Origin of the sequence: Azospirillum lipoferum 4B (genome assembly GCF_000283655.1) — a bacterium.
GTDB classification, from domain to species: domain Bacteria; phylum Pseudomonadota; class Alphaproteobacteria; order Azospirillales; family Azospirillaceae; genus Azospirillum; species Azospirillum lipoferum_C.
The window spans coordinates 402473-425987 of the sequence record NC_016586.1; the positions used below are offsets into that span (position 1 = coordinate 402473).

Genomic DNA, 23515 nt, shown 5'->3' on the forward strand with positions numbered 1-23515 from the left:
CCGCTGGGCGGCGAGAAACAGAGGGAACGTCTTACTCATGAATGCACGGATTCTTCGGATTGCAGCCGTGTTTGGTCTGGTCGGTGCCGTAGCGCTTCCGGGCATTGTCTACGCCCATGGCGATGTCGTCCCGCAGGCGGTCGATACCACCGGGCTGGAGAAGCTGGGCGACAAGTGGCGCGACAGCAACCCCTACCGCAGCAATCAGCGCGCCATCGAGATCGGCTCCTCGGCCTTCAACCAGAATTGCGCGCGCTGCCACGGGCTGGGTGCGGTGTCCGGCGGCATCGCCCCCGACCTGCGTTACCTGGAAAAGGGCGACGCCGGCGACGAGTGGTTCAAGGAGCGCGTGATCAACGGCTCGATCCGCAACGGCGTCACCTACATGCCGGCCTTCGGCGAGGCGCTGGGGCAGGAGGCGCTGTGGTCGATCCGCTCCTGGCTGGAAACCGTGCACGAGGAGTGACCCGCCGCCGCCGGTCGCCAAGCGCCTGCCTGCCAGTTCCGTTCTTTCCCATTGAAGGTGGTCATCCATGATCCGCAGAACCGCTTCCCTGGTCGTCGCCGCCGCCCTGCTGGCCACGCCGGCCGCCGTTTCCTTCGCCGCCGACCGCGCCACCCCCGAACAGGCCAAGTCGCTGGTCGCCGACGCCGTCGCCTATCTGAAGGCCAAGGGGCCGGAGGAAGCCACCAAGGCGTTCCAGGACCCGAAGGGCAGTTTCCGCCGTGGCGAGCTGTATGTCTTCGTCTTCGACACCAACGGCCGTTACGTGGCCTCCGGTGCCAACCCGCGCCTTGCCGGCTCCGAGGCCGCCGATCTGAAGGACGCCGAAGGCAAGCCCATCGTCCAGGCGATGATCACCGAGACCAAGGACAAGCCGAGCGCAGTCATCGACTATGTCTGGCTGAACCGCCAGAGCAACAAGGTCGAGCACAAGCATTCCTACGTCACCCGCGACGGCAACTACATCGTCGGGGCGGGCACCTACGATCAGTGACGGTACGGGGAACGGGAAGGGGGGTGTCGGGGACCGGCACCTCCGCATACTCCGCCCTATCCTCCTATCGTTGAATATACGAACCATCCGTATTGCCCCTAGACTGAGGGTTCAACCAGACGCCGGGGATCGGACCATGTCGGCAGGCTGTACGAGACGGGCGACGCTGCTGGCCGCTGGCGCGCTGGCCATATCGGCCGCGATCCGGCCCGGCTTCGCCGCCGAACGGCCGGTGGTCCGCGCCGGGGTGCTGAAGTTCGGAACGGTCAGTTGGGAACTCGACACCGTTCGCGCCAACCGCTTCGACGAGCAGGCCGGGATCGACCTGCGGCTGGTGGAGTTGGCCGGCAATCCGGCCACGCAGGTCGCCCTGCAGGCGGGCGGGGTGGAGGTCATCGTCTCCGATTGGCTGTGGGTGTCGCGGATGCGCACGAAGGGGGAGGCGCTGTCCTTCATCCCCTATTCGACCGCCGTCGGCGCCCTGGTGGTGCCGGCCGGTTCCGAAATCTCCGGAATCGCCGACCTGCGCGGCAAGCGCATCGGCGTCGCCGGCAGCCCGCTGGACAAGAGCTGGCTCCTGCTGAAGGCGCTGGCCGGCGACCGGCACGGCCTTGCGCTCGACCGCGACGCCCATCCCTTCTTCGGCGCGCCGCCGCTGCTGAACAACAAGCTTGCCGACGGCGACCTGGACGCCGTGCTGACCTATTGGCCCTTCGCCGCCCGGCTGGAGGCGCGGGGCATGCGCGTGCTGGTCACGGTGTCGGACATGCTCACCGCACTGGGCCAGCCGGCCGACATCCCGTCCATCGGCTATGTCTTCCGCGAGGAGTGGGCGCGCGCCAACCCGGCCGCGCTCGCCGGCTTCCAGACGGCCACCGGCAAGGCGAAAGCGCTGCTGGCGCAATCGGATGCCGCCTGGGAACGGCTGGCCCCGCTAATGCAGGCGGAGGACGACGCCACCTTCCGCACCCTGCGCGACCGCTACCGCGAGGGCATCCCCCGCCGCTGGACCGCGGAGGAGCAGGCCGGCGCCGCACAGCTCTATGCGCTGCTGGCCCGGCTCGGCGGGCGGGATCTCGTCGGCGACGCGGCGACCATCGCGCCCGGCACCTTCTGGACCGGCGGGGCATAGCCGGTGCGCCGCGCCCTGATGCCGCTGCTGTCGATCCTGCTGCTGCTGGCCTGCTGGCAGGCGGCGGCGATGCTGGTCGGCGGTCGCCTGCTGCCGGGGCCGCTGCCGGTCGCCCAATCCCTGCTGCATGAGGCGGAGAGCGGGGCGCTGTTCCACCATCTCGGCGTAACGCTGCTGCGGGTGCTGGGCGCCTTCGCGCTCGCCATGTCCATCGGCACCGGGCTGGGGGTGGCGATGGGCCGTTCCCTCTTCATCGACCGGCTGTTCGGGGCGTGGCTGGTCTTCTTTTTGAATTTGCCGGCGCTGGTGGTGATCGTGCTGGCCTATGTCTGGTTCGGCCTGACCGAGGCCGCGGCCATCGGTGCGGTGGCCGTCAACAAGATCCCCAACACGGTCGTCCTGGTGCGCGCCGGCGCGCGCGCCATCGACGAGGGGCTGATCGACATGGCCCGCGTCTATCGCATGTCGCCGGCCGACCGGCTGCGTCATGTGCTGCTGCCGCAACTCACCCCGACCATCGCCGCTGCCGCGCGGTCCGGCCTGGCGCTGATCTGGAAGATCGTGCTGGTGGTCGAACTTCTGGGCCGCAGCGACGGTGTCGGATTCCAGATCAACCTCCTTTTCCAGACGTTCGATGTCGCAGGAATCCTGGCTTACACCGTCGCGTTCGTGGCCGTGGTCCAGCTTTTGGAATACGGCGTCCTCCAACCGGTCGAGCGGCGCAGCCAGCGCTGGCGGCGCTTGCCCGCTGACGCTTGACATCCGCTCCAAGCGCTTCGGCGCGGTGGAGGCCGTGCGCGGCCTGTCGCTGTCCGCCGCGGCGGGGGAGGTCGTGGCCCTGGTCGGCCCCAGCGGCTGCGGCAAGACGACGGCGCTCGGCATCGTCGCCGGGCTGGACCGCGCCTTCGAGGGGGAGGTCGGCATCGGCACGCGCGCCGATGGCGGACCGGCGCGGATGGGCTATGTGTTCCAGGAACCGCGGCTGCTGCCCTGGCGCACCGTGCGGCAGAATCTGGCGCTGGTCCTGCCCAGGGCGCAGCGCAAGGGGCCGGCGGTCGGCGCCATGCTGGACGCGCTGGAACTGACGCCCTTCGCCGACCGCTTCCCGACCCAGCTGTCGCTGGGCATGGCGCGGCGGGTGGCGCTGGCCCGCGCCTTCGTGGTGGAACCGGACCTGCTGCTGATGGACGAGCCCTTCGTTTCGCTGGACGAACCGACGGCGCTCCGGCTGCGCGCGCTGCTGGCGGAATTGCTGGACCGGCGGCCGACCACCGTCCTGCTGGTGACCCACAATCTGCGCGAGGCGCTGGCGCTCGCCGACCGGCTGCTGCTGCTGGCGCCGTCGCCGGGGCGGGTGGTGGCCGAGGTGCCGGTGCCCATCCCCCGCGCCGCCCGCGACGATGCGACCATCGAGGCGTTGCGCCGCGACCTGCTGTCCCGCCCGGAACCGGCCTTCCGCCTGCTGGCGTGAGACCTGCCGGTCGCCGGTGCATTGGCCCAGGGCTGTCGCATCGGCGATAAACGCCCTCTCCCGTCCCGGGAGAGGGAGCCGGAAGCGATTGCCGGCACATTTGTCCCTCGTCCGGTCGGAGCGGGTGCGCTATGGTGCCTCCGGTGCCGGTTCGGTCCGGCGGTGTCGAAAGGCGGCGGAGCCGGATGGCGTTCGGTCGGTGGACAGTGCAACAGGTGCGGAGGCTTGGCCTGTTGGCCGGGATGGCCGCGCTGTTGCTGCAGGTCATCGCCTGGAGCTGGATGCCCGTTGCGACCGCCGTCGCCGGAACCGGAGGGACGACGTCCCTGCTGATCTGTTCGGCCGGCGGCTTCACGACGATCGACGTCGATCCTGCGGAATACGGGCCGGCCGAATACGGCATCGCCTTGATCGGCGTGGACCGGGATGCCGGCGACAGTCCCGGCGGCACCTCCGACCCGACGCCCTTCGGCAGCGGCCATTGCCCACTCTGCCCGCTGATTGCCGGGCTTGCCTTGCCGCCGCCGCCCCTGACGGTCGGGCCGGTGGTGGTGGCCGCCAGCGACACCAGCCTGCTGCCGGGCGAGCGCATCGCCGCGGGCTGGTTCCTGTCGACGCTCCAGGCCCGCGGGCCGCCGTCTTTCGCCTGACCTTCCTCTTTATCCATTCATCATCGCTGCGCATCGCGAGCCCGATCCAATCCGGATCCGTGCCGGCCGCATGCCATGCCCCTGTCTGTCTTCAGGAGAAGAAGTCAATGAAGCGCATTCTCGGCATCGCCACCGCTCTTGCTCTGTTCGGCGCCGGTGCCGCGCTGGCCCACGGCTACAAGGCCGGCCCGATCGACATCGGTCATCCCTGGGCCCGTGCCACCGCGCCGTCGGCGCCCAACGGCGGCGCCTATCTGTCGCTGACCAACACCGGCACGGCGGAGGACCGGCTGGTCGCCGCCTCCACCCCCGCCGCCGAAAAGGCGGAGCTGCACACCCACCTGAACGAGAATGGCGTGATGAAGATGCGGGAGGTTCCCTTCATCGCCGTCGCGCCCGGTGAATCGGTGAAGCTGGCGCCGGGCGGGCTGCATGTCATGCTGCTCGGCCTCAAGAAGCCGCTGGTGAAGGGCGAGCGCGTGCCTTTGACCCTGCGCTTCGAGAAGGCCGGTACCGTCGAGGTCGAACTCGCCGTCGAGGCTGCCGGCCAGAGCGGCTCCGACCACAGCCATGGCCAGATGGGTGCGGCGCCCGGGGCCGCGCAAGGCCACAACGCCGGGCAAGCCGGCAAGCAGTAAAGGAAGTCCGCCCCTCATCGGCCGCGATGCCGACAGCCGCATCCGATGGCTGTCGGCATTCGGGCGACAGGTTGACGGCCGATGCAACGGCCTATCGAGAACGAAAAGTATCCGCAAGCGATAATGATATTTCTTTAGCGGGATCGTCCTCATAAAAAACGGAATTTATCATCGGATTCTTGAAGGAATCGATCTCGATATTGGTGGAAGCGTCGGCTAGAGTGCTTCGAATTCGATGCCATCTCTACCGTTCATGCCAAGAGCCAGACATTGAGCGAGTTCGCCCACCATTTTCAGCACGATGCGTTCCGGGAGCTCATCGGATCCTTGACGTTGGCCGACGGTGCTCTGCTGGTCTTGTGCGGTCCGAACGGTGACAATCTGGCGATCTGCGACTCAACGCGCCGCTATTTCGGTCCGGTCGCCAGCCGGATGCTGGGCAGCGGTTGGATTTCTGCGATCCACCCCGATGACCAGCTGCTTGCCGCCGACACCTGGCTGCGGGCGGTTTTCCACGACGAGGCTTATGATCTGCAACTGCGATACCGGCGGCATGACGGCAACTATCGCGCCTTTGCGGTAAAGGCCATCCGCTTCTTCGAACGACACGCCCAGGAGACACGTTGGCTGGTGGTGTCCGAGCCGCTCGACAAGTAACGGCACCTTGATGCATAGCGAAGTCCGCAGCATCGCATCCGGCTGGCTATCCGACGGCGCCGGTGTGGCGCCGGTCAGCGCGGACGATGACGGGCCAGCGCGTCGGTGATGTCGAGGTCGCGGAAGGGCTTGCCGATCACCGGACGCGCACGGTGGGCGTCGGGCAGACCGTCCGCCCCATGGCCGGTGGTGAAGATGAAGGGGATGCCGATAGCGGCCAGACGGTCGGCCACCGCATCCACCCGCTCGCCGCGCAGATTGACGTCGAGCAGGGCGATGTCGAAGCCGCCCGCCTCGATCATCTCCAGAGCCACCGCCACCGAGCCCGCCGGGCCGAGGCAGGTCACCCCCCGGTCGAGCAGGGCATCCTCCAGGCTCATGGCGATCAGCGGTTCGTCCTCGACGATCAGAACGGTCAGGTCGGAGATGTTCGCGTCGGTCACTGCGGGCTCACTCGCGACGACAGGGGGATCACCAGCCGGCATCGCACGCCTGCGGGGTCGAAAGCAAGGGCAACATCGCCTTCCAACTCATGCGCAAGGCCGCGTTCGATCAGGCGCGACCCGAAGCCGCGGCGGGTCGGCGCCACCACCGGCGGCCCGCCGCACTCGCGCCAGCGCAGCACCAGCGCGCCGGCGTGACCGTCCTTGCCGGTGCTCACCGGCGGCTGGTCCGGCTTCGCGATCTCCCAATCCAGCTCCACCCGCCCGTTTTCCGCGGACAGGGCGCCATATTTGGCGGCGTTGGTGGCAAGCTCGTGGAAGGCGAGGTGAAGGGACACCGCGACCCCGGTCGTCAGGCTGACCGGCGGTCCGCCGACCTTGACGCGGCCGGCATGGACATGGGGTTCCAGCGTCAAGGCGGCGATCTCGCTCAGCGAGGCGCCCTGCCACTGGCGGCGGGTCAGCAGGTCATGGGCCTGGGCCAGCGCGCGCAGACGGGATTGGAAGGCATCCGGAAACGCTTCCAGCGACGGGGCGGCGCGCAAGGTCTGCTTGGCGATGGACTGCACCATCGCCAGGGTGTTCTTGACCCGGTGGTTCAGCTCTTCCAGCAGCAGAAGCTGCCGCTCCTCCGCCTTCTTGCGGTCGGTGATGTTCAGCGAGACGCCGGCCAGCCCGGTCGGCATGCCATCCCGGTCGTAAACGGCGCGGCCGCGCACCTGCACCCAATGGACGCTGCCGTCGGGCCAGACGGTGCGGTATTCCATGTCCAGCGGGGAGCCGCTGGTCACCGCCTGCCGGACCATCGCCTGCTGATACTCGCGGTCCTCGGGATGGACATGTGTCAGCAGCCGGTCATAGCTGGCGAGTTCCTCCGGGTCGGACAGGCCGAGATTGGCGGCGCAGATCGACGACACGCGCAGCCGGTTGTCCGCCAGCGTCAATTCCCACGAGCCGAGCCGCCCGGCCTCCAGCGCGAAGCGCAGCCGCGCCTCGCTCTCCGCCAGGGCCTGGCGCTTGTCGGCCAGCTCGTTGCGGTCGCGCGCCTCCACCAGGGCGCGGCGGACCACGACCTGCAGGCGCTCCATCCGCAGCTTGACCACATAGTCGGTGGCGCCCTTCTTCAGCGCCTCGATGGCGTTCTCTTCGCCGAGCATGCCGGACACGAAGATGAAGGGCACCCGCGGCAGCCGTTCGCGGGCGATTGCCAGTGCCGACATGCCGTCGAAATCGGGCAGGTCGAAGTCCGACAGGATCAGGTCGTACGGGCCGCCATTCGTGACCTCATCGATGAAGGATTGCCGGGTATCGATCCGCTGGATGTCGAAATCATGGTCGTCGATCATCAGCAGGTGCTCGCGCACCAGATCGGCGTCCATGCCGTTGTCCTCCAGCAGCAGGACGCGGCAGGGAACCGGCTGCCTCGGATCGGCGGGCGTGCCGTCCGGTATGTGGGTCCCCGCGGGCGGGTCGAGCAGCCTGGTCATCAGGTGCCGCGCGGACGTCGGGGATGGCAGCCGGGCGGCGGTTCGTTCAGGATCGCCCAGAAGCTGCCGATATCGCGGATGGCGTCGAAGAACTCCTTGAAGCCGACCGGCTTGACGACGAAGGCGTTCACCCCCAGCCGGTAGCTGCGGACAAGATCCTGCTCCTCCTTGGAGGAGGTCAGCATGACCACGGGGATGGCGCGGGTGCTGTCATTGGCCTTGATCCGCTGCAGCACCTCGATCCCGTCCACCTTCGGCAGCTTGATGTCGAGGATGATGACGGCCGGATATTTCGGATCGGTCGGCTTGGACACCGCCTGACCATCGGCGTGGAACAGATAGGACAGCGCTTCCGCCCCGTCGCGGGCGACGACGATGTCGTTGGCGAGCTGCGCCTCGGCGAAAGCCTCCAGCGTCAGCTCCAGGTCCTTCGGGTTGTCCTCGACCAGCAGGATCGGTTTCAGCGTGGCCATTGGGCTACCTCGATTCGGCGGTTGCGGACCGCGGCAGGGAGAAATGGAAGGTCGCACCGTGGTCGAGCCTGCTTTCCGCCCACACCCGGCCACCGTGGCGCTCCACGATGCGGCGGACATTGGCGAGGCCGATGCCGATGCCTTCGAACTCCTCCTCGCGGTGCAGGCGCTGGAATACGCCGAAGAGTTTACCGGCATAGGCCATATCGAATCCACGGCCATTATCGCGTACATAGAACTCATGCGTCTCGGCCGTGCTGCGGCAGCCGACCTCGATTTCCGGTTCGGCGCGGTCGCGGGAATATTTGATGGCGTTGGACAGCAGGTTCTGCACCACCAGCCGCAGCATGGTCGGATCGCCGGTGACGGTGGGCAGCGGATGCACCGTCCACTGGACGTTGCGCCCCCTCAGGTCGGGCTCCAGCAGGTTGCGGACCTCCTCCACCAGCCGGCCGACATCGACCTCCACCCGCGCCAGCGTTGCGCGACCGAGCTGGGAGAAGTGCAGAAGCCCGTCGACCAGCCTGCCGGCCGAACTCGCCGCCTCGATGATGCTGTCCAGATAATGGCGTTCCCGGTCGTTCAGCTTGTCGGCGGCGCGGGAGCGCAGAAGCTCGGCATAGCTGGAGACATGGCGGAAGGGGGCCCGCAGATCGTGCGAGACGGAGTAGGAGAAGGCGGCGAGCTCGCCGTTGCTGCGGCGAAGCTCCTCGTTCAGCGCGGCCATCTCCTCGGCCTTGCGCAGCACGATGCTGACGATGGCGTTGCGGAAGTCTCCGGCGGCTTCGATCTCGCCATGGCGCCAGGGAAGGGCCTGGCCGCGCACCGTCTCCTTCCAAATCTCGAAGGAGTTGCGCGGCGACAGCCTGCCGCTGTCGTCGACGGGCTTCGTGGGATCGCCGGCCCATTCGATGGAGCGCACGATCTCCGGCCGGAACCACAGGAGGTAGCTGGGATGCAACTGCGAGATGGAGATCGCCAGCAGCCCGCTGGCGCTGGCCTCCATCCCGGTGGCGGCCTGCATCTCCGCCGGCAGCTGGTGGCTGGCGAACAGATCCTTGATGCCCTGACTGGCCAGCTCCGCGCCGATGGCCTCCACCACCGCCTGCGGCGGGGTATGGCCAATCAGGCGGCAATCGCCGTCGAACAGGATGGCGGCGCCGTCGGCATTCACCAGCGACAGCAGATCCCCGCCATCCTCCGCCAGCCCGTCGACGAAGCGTTCCGCCGCGGCCATATGGGCGAGCAGCCGGGCCTGGATGCTCTTGGAACGGATGCGGTGATCGGCATCCTCCGCCCGCTCCAGCGCGATCATCTGGCTGGACAGCACCTGTCCCAGCAGGTCGCAGGCGGTGCGGACGGCGAAGGACACCTGCCGCGGTTCGGCATGATGGCACGAGATCAGGCCCCACAGCCTCTCGCCATCCATGACGGAGATCGACATCGAGGCCGGCGTGCCCATGTTGCGCATGTATTCCAGATGCACGGGCGACACGCTGCGAAGTACGGAAAAGCTGAGGTCGAGCGGCTCCGCCGCCCCCTCTGCCGACAGGATGGGGACCGGCCGATAGCGGGCATCGGCGATCAGCCGCAGGCGGTTCAGCGCGTAGAGGCGCCGCGCCTGCTCCGGAATGTCCGAAGCGGGAAAGCGCAGGCCGCGGTAGGAGGGCAGGCGGCCGTTGCCGTCCTCGGCGATGACGGTGCCGTTCCACTGGTCGTCGAAGCGATAGATCAGGACGCGGTCGAAACCGGTCAGCGACCGCACCTCCTCCGCCGTGCAGGCCAGCAGCGTCTCGAAATCATGGGACGCCTGCATCCGCCGGATGCCTTCGCGCATCTGTGGGTAGAGCGCCTCCAGCGTGCCGACGCCGGTGGCGGCGAGGTCTTCCAGCTCCAGGATCACCAGCCCGCCGGACCGGTGGGCGATGGCCTGATGGTCGCTGCCGCCGCGCAGGTGGAGGATGTCGAGCTGTACCGGTTCGGCAGGGGCGGTGTGCAGCCGGCGGACGAGCGATGCCATGCCGTCGGCGTCGATCAGCCGGTCGATCGGCTGGCCGAAGGCCGCGTCGAGGGGGCGGTTGAGCACCGCGCCGGCTTCCGCGCTCGCCCGGACCAGCCGCAGGCCGTCGGGTTCCAGCGCCAGGAGATGGCCGTGGGGTTGGATGCTGCCGGGAATGTGAATCGGTTCGCGCGCACAGGCGTCGAGGTCAAGGCTGCCCGCCATGGTCTGGGGCCGCGGTTCCGGTCCGGTTGCAGGCGTCACGATCTTCCTTCGCTCGTCTCGGTCACAATCCGGCAGGCCCGCTCGAATCAGGCCCTCGCCACCAGAGTTTGCCGGATTTCCGCCGAGAGTTCGACGGCAGTCCGAACAGTCCACGATGCAGAATCCGGCTCCTGTCCGACGCGTCGCGTTGCGGCGACCGGCAAGGCAGGATATTCATTAGACACTATACTTTCATTATCATAGGGCAAGTTTTCAGGCACTTCCCAAAATTTTGTCCGACTTGCGCTTAAATCATAGAACCAAGATCATATACCGTTTTGTCTTATGGATCAGCTTATAAGTACGCCTAATCCCGTTGTGCCGCATGGCAGGCCGGAAGCGGCGGGCAGGGGACGGCGGGCAGGGGACGGCGGCAAGTGCAGCGACAGGGGAGGAGTTGACGGCATGAAGACCGAGGTGACGCGCCTGCTGGGCATCGATTACCCGATTGTGCAGGGTGGGATGCAGTGGGTCGGGCTGGCGGAACTGGCATCAGCGGTGTCCAACGCCGGCGGGCTCGGCATCCTGACGGCGCTGACCCAGCCGACGCCGGAGGATCTGGCGCGGGAAATCCAACGCTGCCGCGGCATGACCGACCGGCCCTTCGGCGTGAACCTGACCATGCTGCCCGCGGTGACGCCGCCGCCTTACGAGCGCTATCTGGACGTCATCATCGACAGCGGCATCACCATCGTCGAGACCGCCGGCAACAGCCCGCGCGCCTTCGTCGAGCGCATGAAGGCGCATGGCATCCGCATCCTGCACAAATGCACCAGCGTCCGCCACGCGTTGAGCGCCGAACGGGCGGGGGTGGACATCATCAGCATCGACGGCTTCGAATGCGCCGGCCATCCGGGCGAGGACGACATTCCCGGCCTGGTGCTGATCCCGGCGGCGGTGCGGGCGCTGAAGATACCGGTCATCGCCTCCGGCGGCATCGCGGACGGCCGTGGCATGGCGGCGGCGCTGGCGCTGGGCGCACAGGGCGTCAACATGGGCACACGCTTCCTCTGCACGCGGGAGGCGCCGGTGCATGATGCCATCAAGCAGGCGCTGGTCGCGGCCGGCGAACGCGACACCAACCTGATCCTGCGCAGCCTGCGCAACACCGCCCGCGTCTTCAAGAATGCCGTGTCGGACGAGGTGGTGGCGCTGGAACGCCGTCCCGGCGGCACCGTATTCGAGGAGGTGCGTCCGCTCGTGGCCGGCCAGCGCGGCCGGGCCGCCCTGGAATCCGGCGACGCCCAGGCCGGGGTGGTGTCCGCCGGAATGGTCATCGGCCTGATCGACGACATTCCGACCTGCGACGAATTGATCCGCCGCATGGTCGCGGAGTGCCGGACCCACCTGCGCCGCGCGCTGGCGATGGCCGAGGAGTAGGCGGTCAGAAGATCAGCTTCAGGATGCCGGTGACGGCCAGCAAGCCGATGATGAAGATGATCAGGATGGCCCAACCGAGGATCTTGAGCATGGTGTCGGTCCCTGTGTGGCTTCGCTCACGGCATGGCCTCTCCGCAGTCCGGTGACGCCATGCCCATGCCCGGATCAACCCACCAGCCACGCTTCGGTTCCCGGTGCTGGTGTGTGAGGGGTGCCGATGCCCGCCGCAATGGATGGCCGGCTTCCTTGCCGCTCAGGCGAATTTCCTGGCGCCCGCGACGCACAGCACCACCAGCCCGGTCACCGCGACCATGGTCCAGGCGACCGGCTCCTGCAGCAGCAGCCCCGCCAGCGCGAGGCCCAGGAGGGGCTGAAGCAACTGCAATTGCCCCACGCCGGCGATGCCGCCGAGCGCCAGCCCGCGATACCAGAAGACGAATCCCACCAGCATGCTGAAGACCGAGACGTAACCCAGCCCGATCCAGGCGGACGCAGCGACACCGGCCCAGCTTTCCGGCATCGTCAGGAGCGCGGCCACCGCCATGACCGGCGATGCCAGCACGAGCGCCCAGGAAATGACCTGCCAGCCGCCCAGCCGCCGGGACAGCACGGCGCCCTCGGCATAGCCGAGCCCGCAGAGCAGAATCGCTCCGACCATCAGCAGGCCGCCGGCAAGCGAGGCGCCTCCCCCCTGGGCCAGGGCGAAACCGGCGACGGCAACCCCGCCGACGGTCGAGAACAGCCAGAAGGCGGGTTTCGGCCGTTCCCTCGACCGCAGCACGCCGAACAACGCGGTGGCGAGCGGCAGCAGCCCGATGAACACGATGGACTGTGCCGAGGTGATCCGTTGAAGCGCCAGCGCAGTCAGCAGGGGAAAGCCGACGACGACCCCGAGCGCAACGACGGCCAGCGGGCGCAGGTCGCTGCGGGCGGGCCGCGTCTGCCGCAGGATCGACAGCAGCACGGCCGCAAGTGCGGCGGCGATCACCGCCCGCGCCGAGGTCAGGAACAGCGGCGGAAAGCCGGCGACCGCGACGCGCGTTGCCGGCAGCGAACCGCTGAAGATGACCACCCCGAGCATCCCGCTGCCCCATCCTGCCGAATCCCACCGCATCCTGCCCCCGATCCACTCCGTTCGCGGCGATCCTAACGTTATGCCCCCTGGCGAAGACAGCGACAGTCCCATACAATTCCGCCAAACTGTATTGGTTACGGAAGCCACACGGATGGGGGCGGCGCGAATGGCAGCGGGTGCAGGATGAACAGCCGGACCGGCACGCGGACCGGCGAGGTGATGGACGCGATCCGCCGGAGGATGGCGAGCCGCACGCTGTCGCCGGGTGAAAAGCTGCCCTCGATCCGCAGCTTTGCCGCCATCATGGGCGTGTCCCCATCGACGGTGGTGGAGGCCTATGACCGGCTTGCTGCCGAAGGCGTGATCCGCTCGCGCCCCGGTTCGGGATTCTACGTGTCCGGCGCCCTCCCGCCGCTCGCCCTGACGGAGGTCGAGCCCCGGCTCGACCGGACCATCGATCCGTTCTGGGTGTCGCGCCAGTCGCTCGATGCTGCGGCAGAGACGCTGAAGCCCGGATGCGGCTGGCTGCCGGCCGACTGGATGCCGAACGCCGCGATCCGCCGGGCGATCCGGCGTCTCGCGACAGCCGACGATGCAATACTGGCGGACTATGGCGGCACGCGTGGATCGCTGGCCCTGCGCCGGCTGCTCGGCCGCCAGTTCGCGGATGAAGGACTGACGGCGGGCGCCGACCAGATCCTGCTGACCGGCTCCGGAACCCAGGCCATCGACCTTATCTGCCGCTTCCTGCTGCGCCCCGGCGACGCGGTGCTGGTCGACGATCCCTGCTACTTCAATTTCCAGGCGCTGCTGCGCGCCCATCAGGCCCGGATCGTCGGTGTCCCCTATACGAGGAACGGGCCCGATGTGGCCCTGTTCACCGAAGCCCTGACGGTGCATCGGCCAAGGCTCTACATCACCAATTCGGCGCTCCACAACCCGACCGGTGCGACGATGGCGCCGCAAACGGCGCACAGGCTGCTCAGCGCCGCCGCCGCCCACGATGTCACCATCGTCGAGGACGACATCTTCGCCGGCTTCGAATCCGAGCCGTCGCCGCGTCTGGCCGTCCTCGACGGGCTGGCCCAGGTCATCCGCATCGGCAGCTTTTCCAAGACGCTGTCCGCCTCGATCCGCTGCGGCTACATCGCGGCCCGGCCGGATTGGGTGGAGGCGCTGGTCGATCTGCAGGTGGCGACGAGCTTCGGCGGCCCCAGTCCGGTTGCCGCCGAACTCGTGTTGGCGACGTTGAGCGACGGCAGCTATCGCAAGCATCTCGACGCGCTGCGCCGGCGGCTGGCGCGGAGCCGCCGCGAGGTCGCGGCCAGACTGGACGCGCTCGGCTTGCGGCCATGGCTGTTGCCGCGCGGCGGCTTCTATCTCTGGTGCAGCCTGCCCGACGGCCGGAACGCCGCCGATGTCGCCCGAGCGGCACTGCGCGGGACTGTGGTTCTCGCTCCCGGAGACGTCTTCAGCGTGTCGCGGTCGGCTTCGGCATTCCTGCGCTTCAATGTCGCCCAGATGGAGGATCCGCGCGTGTTCGACGTGCTGGCGCGCGCGATGGCGGCAGAAGGATAGACCTGCGGAGGCTCCGCCGCTCTGTCGCTCAGGCCTCCCATTCCGGGCACCCATCCCGTCCTCTATGCGACATCGCATGTGCCCGTGTCAGTGCGTTCCCGGATTGGCCCGCGCCTTCGCCACCGCGTCGGCAAGATTCGTCCAGGCCGGCTTGTCCGCCGCGAAACGGCCGCGCAGATAGGCCATCAGGTCCGCCACCTGTTTATCGGACAGGCTGTCGCGGAAAGCTGGCATATAGCCGAGATCGCGGGTCGCCGGGTTCTGGATGCCGTGCAGGATGACGCGGGCGAGATTGTCGGGGCTGTCGCTGTGGACGTTGCTGTTCACCGCCATCGACGGACTGACGCCGAACAGTGTCGGTCCATTGCCGTCGCTGTGGCAGGCCTGGCAAGCGCCGTTGAAGATGCGTTCGCCATTGGCGGAACTGACGGGGGCCGGGGTGAGCGCCGCCGTCTCCACCGCGTTTCCGCCCAGGGAGGCGAGATAGACCGCCATCGCCCGAACATCCGCTTCCGGTACGGTGGACAACTCGTGCACCACCGCCGCCATCGGGCCGGCGGCGACGCCGTGCCGCTGGGAGAAGCCGGTGCGCAGGTAGGTGAACAGGTCGTCCTCCGTCCAGGGCTTCGGCGCCTTGGACAGCCCGGTCAGGGCCGGCGCCTCCCAGCCGTCGACGGTGCCGCCGGCCAGGAACGCATCCCCCAGCTTCTCCGCCCCCAGGGCGTTGCGCGGGCTGTGGCAGGCGGCGCAATGGCCGAGCCCGTTGACCAGATAGTTGCCGCGGTTCCATTCCGCAGTCTTCTGCGGGTCCGGCTTGTAGGTCTCGCGGTTGAGGAACAGCGTGTTCCAGCCCGCCATCATCGGGCGCAGGTTGAAGGGGAAGCGCATGGTGCTGGCCGGCGTCTCTGCGCGCACCGGCTGCTGCGTCATCATGTAGGCGTAGAGCGCCTGCATGTCGTCGTCGGTCATGTTGCGGAAGGCGGTGTAGGGGAAGGCCGGGTAGAGATGCCGGCCGTCGCGGCTGATCCCCTCGCGCATCGCCCGGTCGAAGGCGGCGAAGGACCAGCGTCCGATCCCGCTGTCCGGGTCCGGCGTGATGTTGGTGCTGAAGACGGTGCCGAACGGCGTCTCGAAGGGCCGGCCGCCGGCATTGGTCGCACCATTCTCAACCGTGTGGCAGACCGCGCAGTCGCCGAGCGCCGCCAACTGCCGCCCGCGTTCGATGGTGGCCGACGACCACAGCCCGGCCGACGGCGGCGAGACCGGGGCGATTTCAGCGCGGAAGGGCAGGGCGCTGCTCGCCATGCCGATCATCACCCCGCATAAGCCGGTCAGCGAGGCGCCGAGCCACGCCTTCCAGCCGCGTTTGCGCGGCTTGGCCGCTTCCGGCGGGGATGGCGGGACCGGTTCGGACGGGCCGTTCAGCGCCTCGCGTACCCGCTCCGCGGTGATCGGCAATTCGCGGAAGCGGATGCCGGTGGCGTCGAAGATGGCGTTGGCGATGGCCGCCGCGCTGGGAACGGAGGCGGACTCGCCCGATCCCAGCGGCGGCTCGGTCTCCCGCGGCATCATCACCACGTCGATGTCCGGCACCTCGGGGAAGGTCATGATCGGGTAGCCGCCCCATTCCTTGGCGGCGACCACGGAGTCCTCGAACTCCACCTGTTCCTTCAGCACCCGGCTGGTCGATTGGATGACGTTGCCGTGGATCTGGTGGCGCACACCGTCGGGATTGATCATCTGCCCGGCATCATGGCCGACGACCACGCGGGTCACCGCGATCTCGCCGGTCTTGCGGTCCACCGCCACGTCCGCCACCCACGCCGCCCAGGCGGCGCCGAATCCGGGGAACTTGCTGTGGATGTAGCGGGCATAGGCGAAGCCGCGGCCACGCAGCACGTCGCCCTCCGGCGGGGTCTGCTGCGGGGCGGTGCGCGGCTGCCAGCCGGCGCGGCCGGCGACGGCGCGGATCAGGTCGGCGGCGCGTTCGTCGTCGCGCAGGTGGCGCAGGCGGAATTCCACCGGATCGACCCCGGCGGCGAAGGCCAGCTCGTCGATATAGCTGTCATGGGCGAAGCTGTTGGGCATCGCCGACACCCCGCGCATCCACGAGGCGCGGACGATGGGGGCCATGTCGTTGATGACCACCCGCATGTTCTCGTAATCGTAGGGCGGGATGGAGGTGCGGTCGCCCATCTCGAACACCGCGGCCACCGGATCGACCCGCCCCGTCAGCAGCAGCGCCAGCGTCGGCGCGCCGTTCGACGGATAGCTGGTGGCGAAGTCGTAGGCGACGATGCCGCCGTCGGCACTGATCCCGCCATCGACCTCCATCAACTGGGCGGTGCCCTTCGGCTCCCACAGATGTTCCTGCTCGCGGGTCAGCTGGACGCGCACCGGACGGCCGATCGCCTGCGACAGCAGCAGCGCATCCGCCGCCACGTCGTCGGCGCAGTTGCGGCCATAGCAGCCGGCGGCCTCCATCCGCACCACGTCGATCCGCTCCTCCGGCCATTCCAGCAGCCAAGCGAGATCGGCGCGCAGCAGATGCGGATTCTGGGTGCCGGACCAGACGGTCGCCCGGTCCGCTCCGCAATCGGCCACCGCACAGGACGGCCCGATGGAGCCGTGCATCTGGTAGGGCCAGACATAGGTGCGCGTCATCCGCTGGTCGGCGGCGGCAAGCGCTGCATCGACATCGCCCTTGTCCAGCACCTTGCGCGGCGTGCTGGGATTCTCGCGCAGGGCCTGGGCGAGGTTCGACAGGTCGGGCAGCTTGCGGGTCCAGGGCCTCCAGGTGATCTTCAGCTCGCGCGCGGCCTTGATCGCCTGTTCCTCGCGTTCCGCCACCACGCCGACGAAGTCGCGCAGCACCACCAGCTTGACGATTCCGGGGATGTGGGCGATGGAGGATTCGTCGACGCTTTCCAGGCTGTTGCCGACGAACTCGCCGCTGTCGATGCCGGCATAGGGCGGGCGGATCACCCGGCCATGCAGCATTCCCGGCAGCCGCAGGTCATGCACATACGAGAATTCGCCGGTCGCCTTGGCCGGGATGTCGACGCGCGGCGCGCCCTTGCCGACCAGCTTGTACTGTTCGCGCGCCTTCAGCGGGGCCTTGCCGCTGATGCGCAGCTCCACCCGCTCTCCCCGAACCAGCTCGTCGTAGGAGATGCGGCGGTTGCCAATTTCACCGTTTTCCGGCGCGATCACCACGCCCTCTTCGACGCGCAATTCGCCCACCGGCACGCCGAACAGGGTGGCGGCGCGGTCCAGCAGCCAGCGGCGCGCCTCTGCGGCGGCATTGCGCAGGGGCACGGCGGAGATCTGGATGGTGGCGCTGGCGATGGTGGCGCCCTGGTTCGGCGTCCGGCCGGTGTCGCCCAGCACCATGCGCAGCTGGTCCATCCGCAGGTCCAGCTCCTCCGCGACGATCTGGGTCAGCGCCGTCTGGATGCCGGTGCCGAGATCGACATGGCCGTTGAAGGCATAGACCTGCCCGTCGTCGCGCACCGCCAGGAACAGCGCCATTTCCGGTGGCTTCGGCGTTGTGGTGGCACCCTTGGCGACCGGGCCGGAGGGCGGCTGGATCTCGTCAACGACCAGCAGGACGCCGGTCGCCGCCATCAGCTCCGCACGGGTCGGCGTCGGCTGGGACTGCGGATCGGGCGTCGGGCCAAGCGTCGGATCGGTCGTCATGATGTGCTCCGGGGGAGGAGAGAAGCCGCGCAGCCCGCATGACGGCGCGCAGGATTTCGACATGGGTGCCGCAGCGGCACAGATTGCCGGACAGGGCGCGGCGCACCTCGTCCATCGTCGGGGTCGGGTTGCGGTCGAGCAGCGCCTTGGCGGTCATGATCATGCCGTTCATGCAATAGCCGCACTGGGCCGCCTGCTCGTCGATGAAGGCCTGCTGGACCGGGTGCGGGGCGCTGCTGCTGCCCAGCCCCTCCAGCGTCACCACCTCGCGCCCCTCCGCACCCGCCAGCGGGATGACGCAGGACCGCGCGGCGACGCCGTCGAGGATGACGGTGCAGGCCCCGCATTCGCCGAGCCCGCAGCCGTATTTCGGCCCGTTCAGGGCCAGATCGTTGCGCAGGATGTAGAGCAGCGGCGTGTCGGCCATCGCCGTCACCGAGACGGCGCGGCCATTCACCCGCAGCGCGATGGTCTTTTCCATAAAGCGTCCGTCCGCTGCGATAGGTCCCGCATTCCCGCAGGTCTCCGCGGGGTGAAATGGCCCCTGTGGGCCATCCTGCGGTGGGTTACTCCTCCCCGTCCTGCGTGATCATCTTCTGCAGGACATGGGTGACGGCCAGCCGTTCCGCCGGGTTCAGCTGTCCCATGGTCAGCTCGCTGATCCGCTTGGCGCAGGGGACCATGTCCTCCAGCAACTGCCGTCCTTCGTCGGTCAGGCAGTTGATGACCTTGCGCCGGTCCTGCGCGTCGGAGGTCTGGCTGATCAGCCCGCGCGCCTTCAGCCGGTCGACGATGCCGCGGATCGTCGCCTGATCGATGGCGGTGGATTTCACCAGCTCGATCAGCGAACTCGGCCCGTTGTCGCGGATGGCGCAGAGCGTGACGAACTGCACCGAGGTCAGCTGCGGGTCGCAGGCGTTGCGCTGGAAGATGGCGAGGTGCCGCTGATAGGCCCGCCGCAGCAGATGGCCGATCTGGTCGGAAAAGACGTAGTCGGCTTTTCCGGGGCCGGTCTCGGCGCCGTCTTCGGGCAGCAGGTCTTGGGACATCGGGGACAACATGCGGTGGACCGGGTGTGTGGCGAACGATAGCAGCGGCGGTGGGGGCAGGGAAGGGCGGCGGGCTGGCGTTACCTTGTCATGGCTTGGGAAGCCCTTCTCCCCTTGCGGGAGAAGGGTTGGGATGAGGGGTGCGGCCGGTCGAAGACCGAAGCAAGCTCCAGATTCGCGCCCCCTCACCCCAACCCCTCTCCCGCGAGGGGAGAGGGGCTCTCGCCAGACCTCCGCCCCACTTCATGCCCTGGACGCTTCCGGCGCCACCACGTCGCCGGCCAGAACCACCGGTTCGCCGTCCAGCAGGATGTCGCAGCCGCGCAAGGGGATGTCCATGTGGCAGGGGGTCTTGCGGCTGCCGCCGACCTCGGTGTTGGGGCCGGTGGAGAACAGGAAGTTGCCGTAGAAGGCGCGGGCATCCATGCACATGCCGTCGTTCTTGTCGTGCAGGCCCATCGCCGTCCATTGCGCCCGCGGCTGCAGGCCCCAGCCGATGTGGGAAATGCCGTAGACCTCCGGATCCTTGAAGTAGGCCATGTAGTCGCGCAGGTATTCCGCCTCGAACCCGCCATGGATGCGGCGGATGAAGCCCTCCTCGATCTCCAGCGTCACCTTCTCGCGCACATAGGTCTTGAAGGGCAGCAGGATGTCGCCGACGTCGAGCACCAGCGTGCCTTCCGCGCTGCCTTCGTCCGGCCAGGAGAACAGGAAGCCGCTCGGCCAATGGTCCCAGCGGCCGGGCTCGTCGGCGAAGCCGTATTCCGTCACCGTCGGATACTGGCCGAGCGTGGCGCGGAAGTCGCTGCCGGCCTTGGAGGTCACGGCGATGGAGCGGGCGCGCTTCAGCCGCTCCGCCGCGGCGTTGACGCGGATCTTGTCCTCCTCCGTCGGCATGATGCGGGCCAGCACCTCCGGCGGCTCGACCGCCAGCAGGATGCGGGTGCCGGTCTTCAGGATCTGTTCCTGCTCCGGCGAATGCAGCAGCATCATGGTGTCGACGATCAGGTCGGCCGCCTCCAGCGCGCGCTGGGCGGCGATGTTGCCGGTCAGCGGCGTGTCGCCGCAATAGGCGGTCATGTCCATGCCCATCGCGCGCGGGTGGTTAAAGGCCGGCAGTTCGACCCCGTAGACGTTCGCTCCCAGACGCTGGGCCGCGTCCATCGCGGCGCGCACGATGCGCGGGTTGGAATAGTCGCTTTTCAACACAGCGACGCTCTGGGTCTTGTCCACCTTGGACAGGGTCAGAACCCGTTCGAACATCTGCGTCAGTTCGCGGTGGCTCACCGGCATCTCATCTCTCCCAACCTTGTGGCCCCAGCCGCCGAATGCGCGATCCGGGCCGTGTTTCCGGGTGGACATCCGCCGATCAAACGGCGCGATGGCCAGGATACATAGAGCGTATAAGCTTAATTCGACCACGAACAGTGTGGGGGTGAACCCTTCGCTGCCGCTGCGTCGATCTGAACGCTAAATAGGCATTCGTGATTTAAAATGAGGCGCGACAAGGCCATTTCGCGGTCAATTCATGCCGCAGCCGGCCCGAACGACCCCGCAAAGCCCGAGTAGCCTTGTATGACGAATTGTGTTGCGTGGCAAGTTGAAACAGCGTACACGCTTTTTATCGAGTTCAACGCAACGGTCGACGGCCGGAGCCGGGGCGGAATGTCCCCGGACACCCTTTCCGCACCCTTGCATCCGGTCGCGAGCCCTTCTGCGGCGGCGACCGAGTACCCCCACGTCAGCAAAGGGCAATATCCATGGGAAAGACTCAGAGAATCGCTATCGTCGGGGCTGGCCTGGGCGGAGCCGCCGCCGCCGGGCTTCTGCAGCAGGCCGGGTTCCAGGTGGATGTCTATGAACAGGCGCCCGAATTCTCCCGGCTGGGCGCGGGGATTCACGTCGGTCCCAACGTGATGAAGGTGTTCCGCCGCCTGGGCATCGAAAAGCCGCTGGAGGCGATGGGTTCCAAGCCGGACTTCTGGTTCAGCCGCGACGGCTTCACCGGCGATTACCTGTCGCGCATCCCGCTGGGCAACTTCGCCAAGCGCGAATACGGCGCCGCCTATGTCACCGTCCACCGCGGCGACATGCACCTGCTGCAGATGGACACGCTGGCCCCCGACACCGTCCAGTTCGACAAGCGGCTGGAGACGATCACCGACAGCGGCGACGACGTGCATCTGACCTTCGCCGACGGGACCGAGGCGCGCGCCGACATCGTCATCGGCGCCGACGGCATCAATTCCCGCATCCGCGAGGCCCTGCTGGGGGTGGAAGCGCCGAACTACAGCGGCTGGGTCGCCCACCGCGCGCTGATCCGCGGCGACCAGCTGGCAAAGTACGACCTGACCTTCGAGGATTGCATCAAGTGGTGGACCGAGGACCGTCACATGATGGTCTATTTCACCACCGGGAAGCGCGACGAATACTATTACGTCACCGGCGTGCCACATCCGGCCTGGGACTTCCAGGAGGCCTTCGTCGACAGCAGCCGCGAGGAGATGTTCGAGGCCTTCCAGGGCTATCACCCGACCGTCCAGGCGCTGATCGAGTGCACGGAGGAGGTCACCAAGTGGCCGCTGCGCAACCGCAACCCGCTGCCGCTGTGGAGCCGCGGCCGGCTGGTCCTGCTCGGCGACGCCTGCCATCCGATGAAGCCGCATATGGCGCAGGGCGCCGGCATGGCCATCGAGGACGCGGCGATGCTGACCCGCTGCCTGAGTGAGACCGGCCTGACCGACTACCGCACCGCCTTCGCGCTCTACGAGGCCAACCGCAAGGACCGTGCGACCCGCGTGCAGGCGGTGTCCAATGCCAACACTTTCCTGCGCACGCAGGAGGACCCGGCCTGGGTCTTCGGCTACGACGTCTATGAGCAGCCGCTGCGCGAAGGCATTGCGGCATGACCGCCTCGACCTTCCTCTACGGCGCCAACGTTCACGCCAACGGCATCCGCCAGCATTACCTGCGCTATGGCGGGGAGCGGCATGCCGGGCGCCCGGCCATCCTGCTGATCCCCGGCATCACCAGCCCGGCCGTCACCTGGGGCTTCGTCGCCGAGCGCTTCGGGCGGCAGTTCGACACCTATGTGTTGGACGTGCGCGGGCGCGGTCTGTCGGAGAGCGGGCCGCATCTGGATTACGGCATCGATGCCTGCGCCGACGACGTCAACGCCTTCGTCGCGGCGCTGGGCCTGACCGATTACGTCCTGGTCGGCCATTCCATGGGCGCCCGCTTCGCCATTCGCGCTTCGGTGCGCGGGGACGGGAAGGGCCTGCGCCAGCTGGTGCTGATCGATCCACCGGTTTCCGGTCCCGGCCGCCGGCCCTATCCCAGCGGGCTGCCCTGGTACGTCGACTCCATCCGCCAGTCGCTGAAGGGCATGGATGCCGACGCCATGCGCGCCTTCTGCCCGACCTGGACGGAGGAGCAGTTGCGGCTGCGCGCGGAATGGCTGCACACCTGCTACGAGCCGGCCATCGTCCGGACCTATGAGGGCTTCCACCAGGACGACATCCATGGCGACATGCCGAAGCTGCCGGTCCCGGCCCTGCTGATCGTCGCCGGCCGCGGCGGCGTCATCCAACCGGAGGACGAGGAGGAGATCGTCCGCCTCCAGCCCGCCATCCGCATCGCCCGCGTCCCCAATGCCGGGCACATGATCCCCTGGGATGACCTCGACGGCTTCTTCGCCGCCTTCGGCGACAGCCTCGGCCATCCTCTCGCCTGATCGATAGGAATCACTCGATGTCTTCGCCCATGTCTTCGCTGTACCGCATCGGCCAGATCGTCCCCAGTTCCAACGTCACCATGGAAACGGAAATTCCGGCCATGCTGACCGCGCGTCAGGCGATCCGCCCGGAACGCTTCACCTTCCATTCCGCCCGCATGCGGATGAAGACGGTCAGGAAGGACGAGCTGGCGGCGATGGACGCCGAATCCGACCGCTGCGCCGTCGAACTGTCGGACGCCCGCGTCGATGTGCTGGGCTATGCCTGCCTCGTCGCCATCATGTCGATGGGCCTCGGCTACCACCGCGAGTCCGAGGCACGGCTTGCCCGCAAGACGCTGGAGAACGACGCGCCGGCCCCGGTGGTCACCAGCGCCGGCGCCCTGGTCGACGGGCTGAAGGTGATGGGCGCCAAGCGCATCGCCATCGTCGCCCCCTACATGCGCCCGCTGACCGAACTGGTGGTGGACTACATCCGCGCCGAGGGCTTCGAGGTGCAGGATTGGCGCGCTCTGGAGATTCCCGACAATCTCGACGTCGCCCGCCACGACCCGAACAACCTGCCGGACATCGTGCGCGGCATGAACCTGGACGGCGTGGATGTGGTCGTGCTGTCCGCCTGCGTGCAGATGCCGTCGCTGCCGGTGGTGCCGCGGGTGGAGGCGGAGACCGGCAAGCCGGTGCTGACCGCCGCCATCGCCACGACCTACGCCATGCTGAAGGCGCTGAAGCTGGAACCGGTCGTTCCCGGCGCCGGCGCCCTGCTGTCCGGCGCTTACTGAGGAGTAG

General features: G+C 68.1%; 22 protein-coding genes and 1 pseudogene. 13 read left to right on the top strand and 10 right to left on the bottom strand.

Translation table 11 applies throughout. The features are described from left to right. Positions 1 to 37 precede the first annotated feature (37 nt). The 8 genes from pedF to AZOLI_RS20095 all read left to right on the top strand — a co-directional run bounded on the left by pedF (position 38) and on the right by AZOLI_RS20095 (position 5546). Entirely contained in the window at positions 38 to 466 is a 429-nt protein-coding gene (pedF, locus tag AZOLI_RS20060) for a cytochrome c-550 PedF (RefSeq protein WP_014188965.1), read from the top strand. Between the two features lie 67 nt (positions 467 to 533). Then, entirely contained in the window at positions 534 to 998 is a 465-nt protein-coding gene (locus tag AZOLI_RS20065) for a cache domain-containing protein (RefSeq protein WP_014188966.1), read from the top strand. A 136-nt stretch (positions 999 to 1134) separates the two neighbouring features. Continuing rightward, positions 1135 to 2130 carry an ABC transporter substrate-binding protein gene (locus tag AZOLI_RS20070; RefSeq protein WP_014188967.1) on the top strand — a complete coding sequence of 332 codons (996 nt, stop codon included), beginning with the start codon at positions 1135 to 1137 and terminating at the stop codon, positions 2128 to 2130. Between the two features lie 18 nt (positions 2131 to 2148). Further along, entirely contained in the window at positions 2149 to 2889 is a 741-nt protein-coding gene (locus tag AZOLI_RS20075) for an ABC transporter permease (protein ID WP_044552562.1), read from the top strand. Between the two features lie 25 nt (positions 2890 to 2914). Then, positions 2915 to 3601 (top strand): ABC transporter ATP-binding protein, encoded by a 687-nt coding sequence (locus AZOLI_RS20080; RefSeq protein ID WP_014188969.1) that lies wholly within the window; start codon positions 2915 to 2917, stop codon positions 3599 to 3601. A 242-nt stretch (positions 3602 to 3843) separates the two neighbouring features. After that, a complete protein-coding gene (locus AZOLI_RS20085) occupies positions 3844 to 4251 on the top strand; it encodes a DUF2946 family protein (RefSeq protein WP_244442619.1) in 408 nt (135 codons plus the stop codon). Between the two features lie 107 nt (positions 4252 to 4358). Continuing rightward, complete coding sequence (locus AZOLI_RS20090) at positions 4359 to 4889, top strand: copper chaperone PCu(A)C (RefSeq protein WP_014188971.1); 531 nt, start codon at positions 4359 to 4361, stop codon at positions 4887 to 4889. A gap of 270 nt (positions 4890 to 5159) precedes the next feature. Continuing rightward, on the top strand, positions 5160 to 5546 hold the full coding sequence (locus tag AZOLI_RS20095; RefSeq protein ID WP_014188972.1) for a PAS domain-containing protein: 387 nt from the start codon (positions 5160 to 5162) through the stop codon (positions 5544 to 5546). A 74-nt stretch (positions 5547 to 5620) separates the two neighbouring features. Here AZOLI_RS20095 and AZOLI_RS20100 read toward each other — a convergent pair whose 3' ends face one another. The 4 genes from AZOLI_RS20100 to AZOLI_RS20115 are packed head-to-tail and all read right to left on the bottom strand — an operon-like array spanning position 5621 to position 10173. Next, positions 5621 to 5989, bottom strand: a complete 369-nt coding sequence (locus AZOLI_RS20100) for a response regulator (RefSeq protein WP_014188973.1) — start codon at positions 5987 to 5989, stop codon at positions 5621 to 5623. Then, the gene (locus tag AZOLI_RS20105) at positions 5986 to 7476 is read right to left on the bottom strand and encodes a sensor histidine kinase (RefSeq protein ID WP_014188974.1); all 1491 of its coding nucleotides are present in this window, start codon (positions 7474 to 7476) and stop codon (positions 5986 to 5988) included. The genes AZOLI_RS20100 and AZOLI_RS20105 overlap by 4 nt, the downstream gene beginning before the upstream one ends. Continuing rightward, complete coding sequence (locus tag AZOLI_RS20110; RefSeq protein ID WP_014188975.1) at positions 7476 to 7949, bottom strand: response regulator; 474 nt, start codon at positions 7947 to 7949, stop codon at positions 7476 to 7478. The genes AZOLI_RS20105 and AZOLI_RS20110 overlap by 1 nt, the downstream gene beginning before the upstream one ends. A 4-nt stretch (positions 7950 to 7953) precedes the next feature. Continuing rightward, positions 7954 to 10173, bottom strand: a complete 2220-nt coding sequence (locus AZOLI_RS20115; RefSeq protein ID WP_044552228.1) for an ATP-binding protein — start codon at positions 10171 to 10173, stop codon at positions 7954 to 7956. Positions 10174 to 10617: 444 nt separating this feature from the next. On the opposite strand from AZOLI_RS20115, the gene AZOLI_RS20120 reads away from it, so the two are divergent. Continuing rightward, entirely contained in the window at positions 10618 to 11592 is a 975-nt protein-coding gene (locus AZOLI_RS20120) for an NAD(P)H-dependent flavin oxidoreductase (RefSeq protein WP_014188977.1), read from the top strand. 4 nt (positions 11593 to 11596) lie between these two features. On the opposite strand, the gene AZOLI_RS32660 is transcribed toward AZOLI_RS20120, so the two are convergent. Both AZOLI_RS32660 and AZOLI_RS20125 read right to left on the bottom strand, forming a co-directional pair. After that, positions 11597 to 11773, bottom strand: a complete 177-nt coding sequence (locus tag AZOLI_RS32660; protein ID WP_162488306.1) for a hypothetical protein — start codon at positions 11771 to 11773, stop codon at positions 11597 to 11599. Positions 11774 to 11845: 72 nt separating this feature from the next. After that, complete coding sequence (locus AZOLI_RS20125) at positions 11846 to 12706, bottom strand: DMT family transporter (protein ID WP_044552232.1); 861 nt, start codon at positions 12704 to 12706, stop codon at positions 11846 to 11848. Positions 12707 to 12850: 144 nt separating this feature from the next. Here AZOLI_RS20125 and AZOLI_RS20130 point away from each other — a divergent pair, with 144 nt between their 5' ends. Then, on the top strand, positions 12851 to 14245 hold the full coding sequence (locus AZOLI_RS20130) for a PLP-dependent aminotransferase family protein (protein ID WP_014188980.1): 1395 nt from the start codon (positions 12851 to 12853) through the stop codon (positions 14243 to 14245). A gap of 87 nt (positions 14246 to 14332) precedes the next feature. On the opposite strand, the gene AZOLI_RS20135 is transcribed toward AZOLI_RS20130, so the two are convergent. The 4 genes and pseudogenes from AZOLI_RS20135 to AZOLI_RS20150 all read right to left on the bottom strand — a co-directional run bounded on the left by AZOLI_RS20135 (position 14333) and on the right by AZOLI_RS20150 (position 20286). Beyond that, positions 14333 to 17944 (bottom strand): molybdopterin cofactor-binding domain-containing protein, encoded by a 3612-nt coding sequence (locus tag AZOLI_RS20135; protein ID WP_014188981.1) that lies wholly within the window; start codon positions 17942 to 17944, stop codon positions 14333 to 14335. 16 nt (positions 17945 to 17960) lie between these two features. Then, a pseudogene (locus AZOLI_RS20140) lies at positions 17961 to 18425 on the bottom strand ((2Fe-2S)-binding protein); the annotation flags it as partial. A gap of 85 nt (positions 18426 to 18510) precedes the next feature. Next, positions 18511 to 18993: a MarR family winged helix-turn-helix transcriptional regulator gene (locus tag AZOLI_RS20145; RefSeq protein ID WP_162488334.1), complete on the bottom strand. Its 483-nt coding sequence runs from the start codon at positions 18991 to 18993 to the stop codon at positions 18511 to 18513. Positions 18994 to 19236: 243 nt separating this feature from the next. Further along, entirely contained in the window at positions 19237 to 20286 is a 1050-nt protein-coding gene (locus AZOLI_RS20150) for a 2,5-dihydroxypyridine 5,6-dioxygenase (RefSeq protein ID WP_014188984.1), read from the bottom strand. Positions 20287 to 20753: 467 nt separating this feature from the next. Between AZOLI_RS20150 and AZOLI_RS20155 the strand changes: the two genes are divergently transcribed. From AZOLI_RS20155 to AZOLI_RS20165, 3 genes are read left to right on the top strand one after another with little or no spacing between them, the layout of a single operon-like run. Next, positions 20754 to 21902, top strand: a complete 1149-nt coding sequence (locus AZOLI_RS20155) for an FAD-dependent monooxygenase (protein WP_014188985.1) — start codon at positions 20754 to 20756, stop codon at positions 21900 to 21902. Then, on the top strand, positions 21899 to 22726 hold the full coding sequence (locus AZOLI_RS20160; protein ID WP_014188986.1) for an alpha/beta fold hydrolase: 828 nt from the start codon (positions 21899 to 21901) through the stop codon (positions 22724 to 22726). Before AZOLI_RS20155 ends, AZOLI_RS20160 begins: the two co-directional genes overlap by 4 nt. A gap of 29 nt (positions 22727 to 22755) precedes the next feature. Then, complete coding sequence (locus tag AZOLI_RS20165) at positions 22756 to 23508, top strand: maleate cis-trans isomerase family protein (RefSeq protein ID WP_014188987.1); 753 nt, start codon at positions 22756 to 22758, stop codon at positions 23506 to 23508. The last annotated feature ends 7 nt before the right edge of the window (positions 23509 to 23515 follow it).

Coding starts and splice junctions, on each gene's coding strand:
- AZOLI_RS20160 (WP_014188986.1), top strand. CDS start 21,899: ATGACCGCCTCGACCTTCCTCTACGGCGCCAACGTTCACGCCAACGGC.
- AZOLI_RS20090 (WP_014188971.1), top strand. CDS start 4,359: ATGAAGCGCATTCTCGGCATCGCCACCGCTCTTGCTCTGTTCGGCGCC.
- AZOLI_RS20130 (WP_014188980.1), top strand. CDS start 12,851: ATGAACAGCCGGACCGGCACGCGGACCGGCGAGGTGATGGACGCGATC.
- AZOLI_RS20105 (WP_014188974.1), bottom strand. CDS start 7,476: ATGACCAGGCTGCTCGACCCGCCCGCGGGGACCCACATACCGGACGGC.
- AZOLI_RS20065 (WP_014188966.1), top strand. CDS start 534: ATGATCCGCAGAACCGCTTCCCTGGTCGTCGCCGCCGCCCTGCTGGCC.
- AZOLI_RS20150 (WP_014188984.1), bottom strand. CDS start 20,286: ATGCCGGTGAGCCACCGCGAACTGACGCAGATGTTCGAACGGGTTCTG.
- AZOLI_RS20155 (WP_014188985.1), top strand. CDS start 20,754: ATGGGAAAGACTCAGAGAATCGCTATCGTCGGGGCTGGCCTGGGCGGA.
- AZOLI_RS20165 (WP_014188987.1), top strand. CDS start 22,756: ATGTCTTCGCTGTACCGCATCGGCCAGATCGTCCCCAGTTCCAACGTC.
- AZOLI_RS20075 (WP_044552562.1), top strand. CDS start 2,149: ATGCCGCTGCTGTCGATCCTGCTGCTGCTGGCCTGCTGGCAGGCGGCG.
- AZOLI_RS20125 (WP_044552232.1), bottom strand. CDS start 12,706: ATGCGGTGGGATTCGGCAGGATGGGGCAGCGGGATGCTCGGGGTGGTC.
- AZOLI_RS20110 (WP_014188975.1), bottom strand. CDS start 7,949: ATGGCCACGCTGAAACCGATCCTGCTGGTCGAGGACAACCCGAAGGAC.
- AZOLI_RS20145 (WP_162488334.1), bottom strand. CDS start 18,993: ATGTCCCAAGACCTGCTGCCCGAAGACGGCGCCGAGACCGGCCCCGGA.
- pedF (WP_014188965.1), top strand. CDS start 38: ATGAATGCACGGATTCTTCGGATTGCAGCCGTGTTTGGTCTGGTCGGT.
- AZOLI_RS20135 (WP_014188981.1), bottom strand. CDS start 17,944: ATGACGACCGATCCGACGCTTGGCCCGACGCCCGATCCGCAGTCCCAG.
- AZOLI_RS20120 (WP_014188977.1), top strand. CDS start 10,618: ATGAAGACCGAGGTGACGCGCCTGCTGGGCATCGATTACCCGATTGTG.
- AZOLI_RS20115 (WP_044552228.1), bottom strand. CDS start 10,173: ATGGCGGGCAGCCTTGACCTCGACGCCTGTGCGCGCGAACCGATTCAC.
- AZOLI_RS20085 (WP_244442619.1), top strand. CDS start 3,844: ATGGCCGCGCTGTTGCTGCAGGTCATCGCCTGGAGCTGGATGCCCGTT.
- AZOLI_RS20070 (WP_014188967.1), top strand. CDS start 1,135: ATGTCGGCAGGCTGTACGAGACGGGCGACGCTGCTGGCCGCTGGCGCG.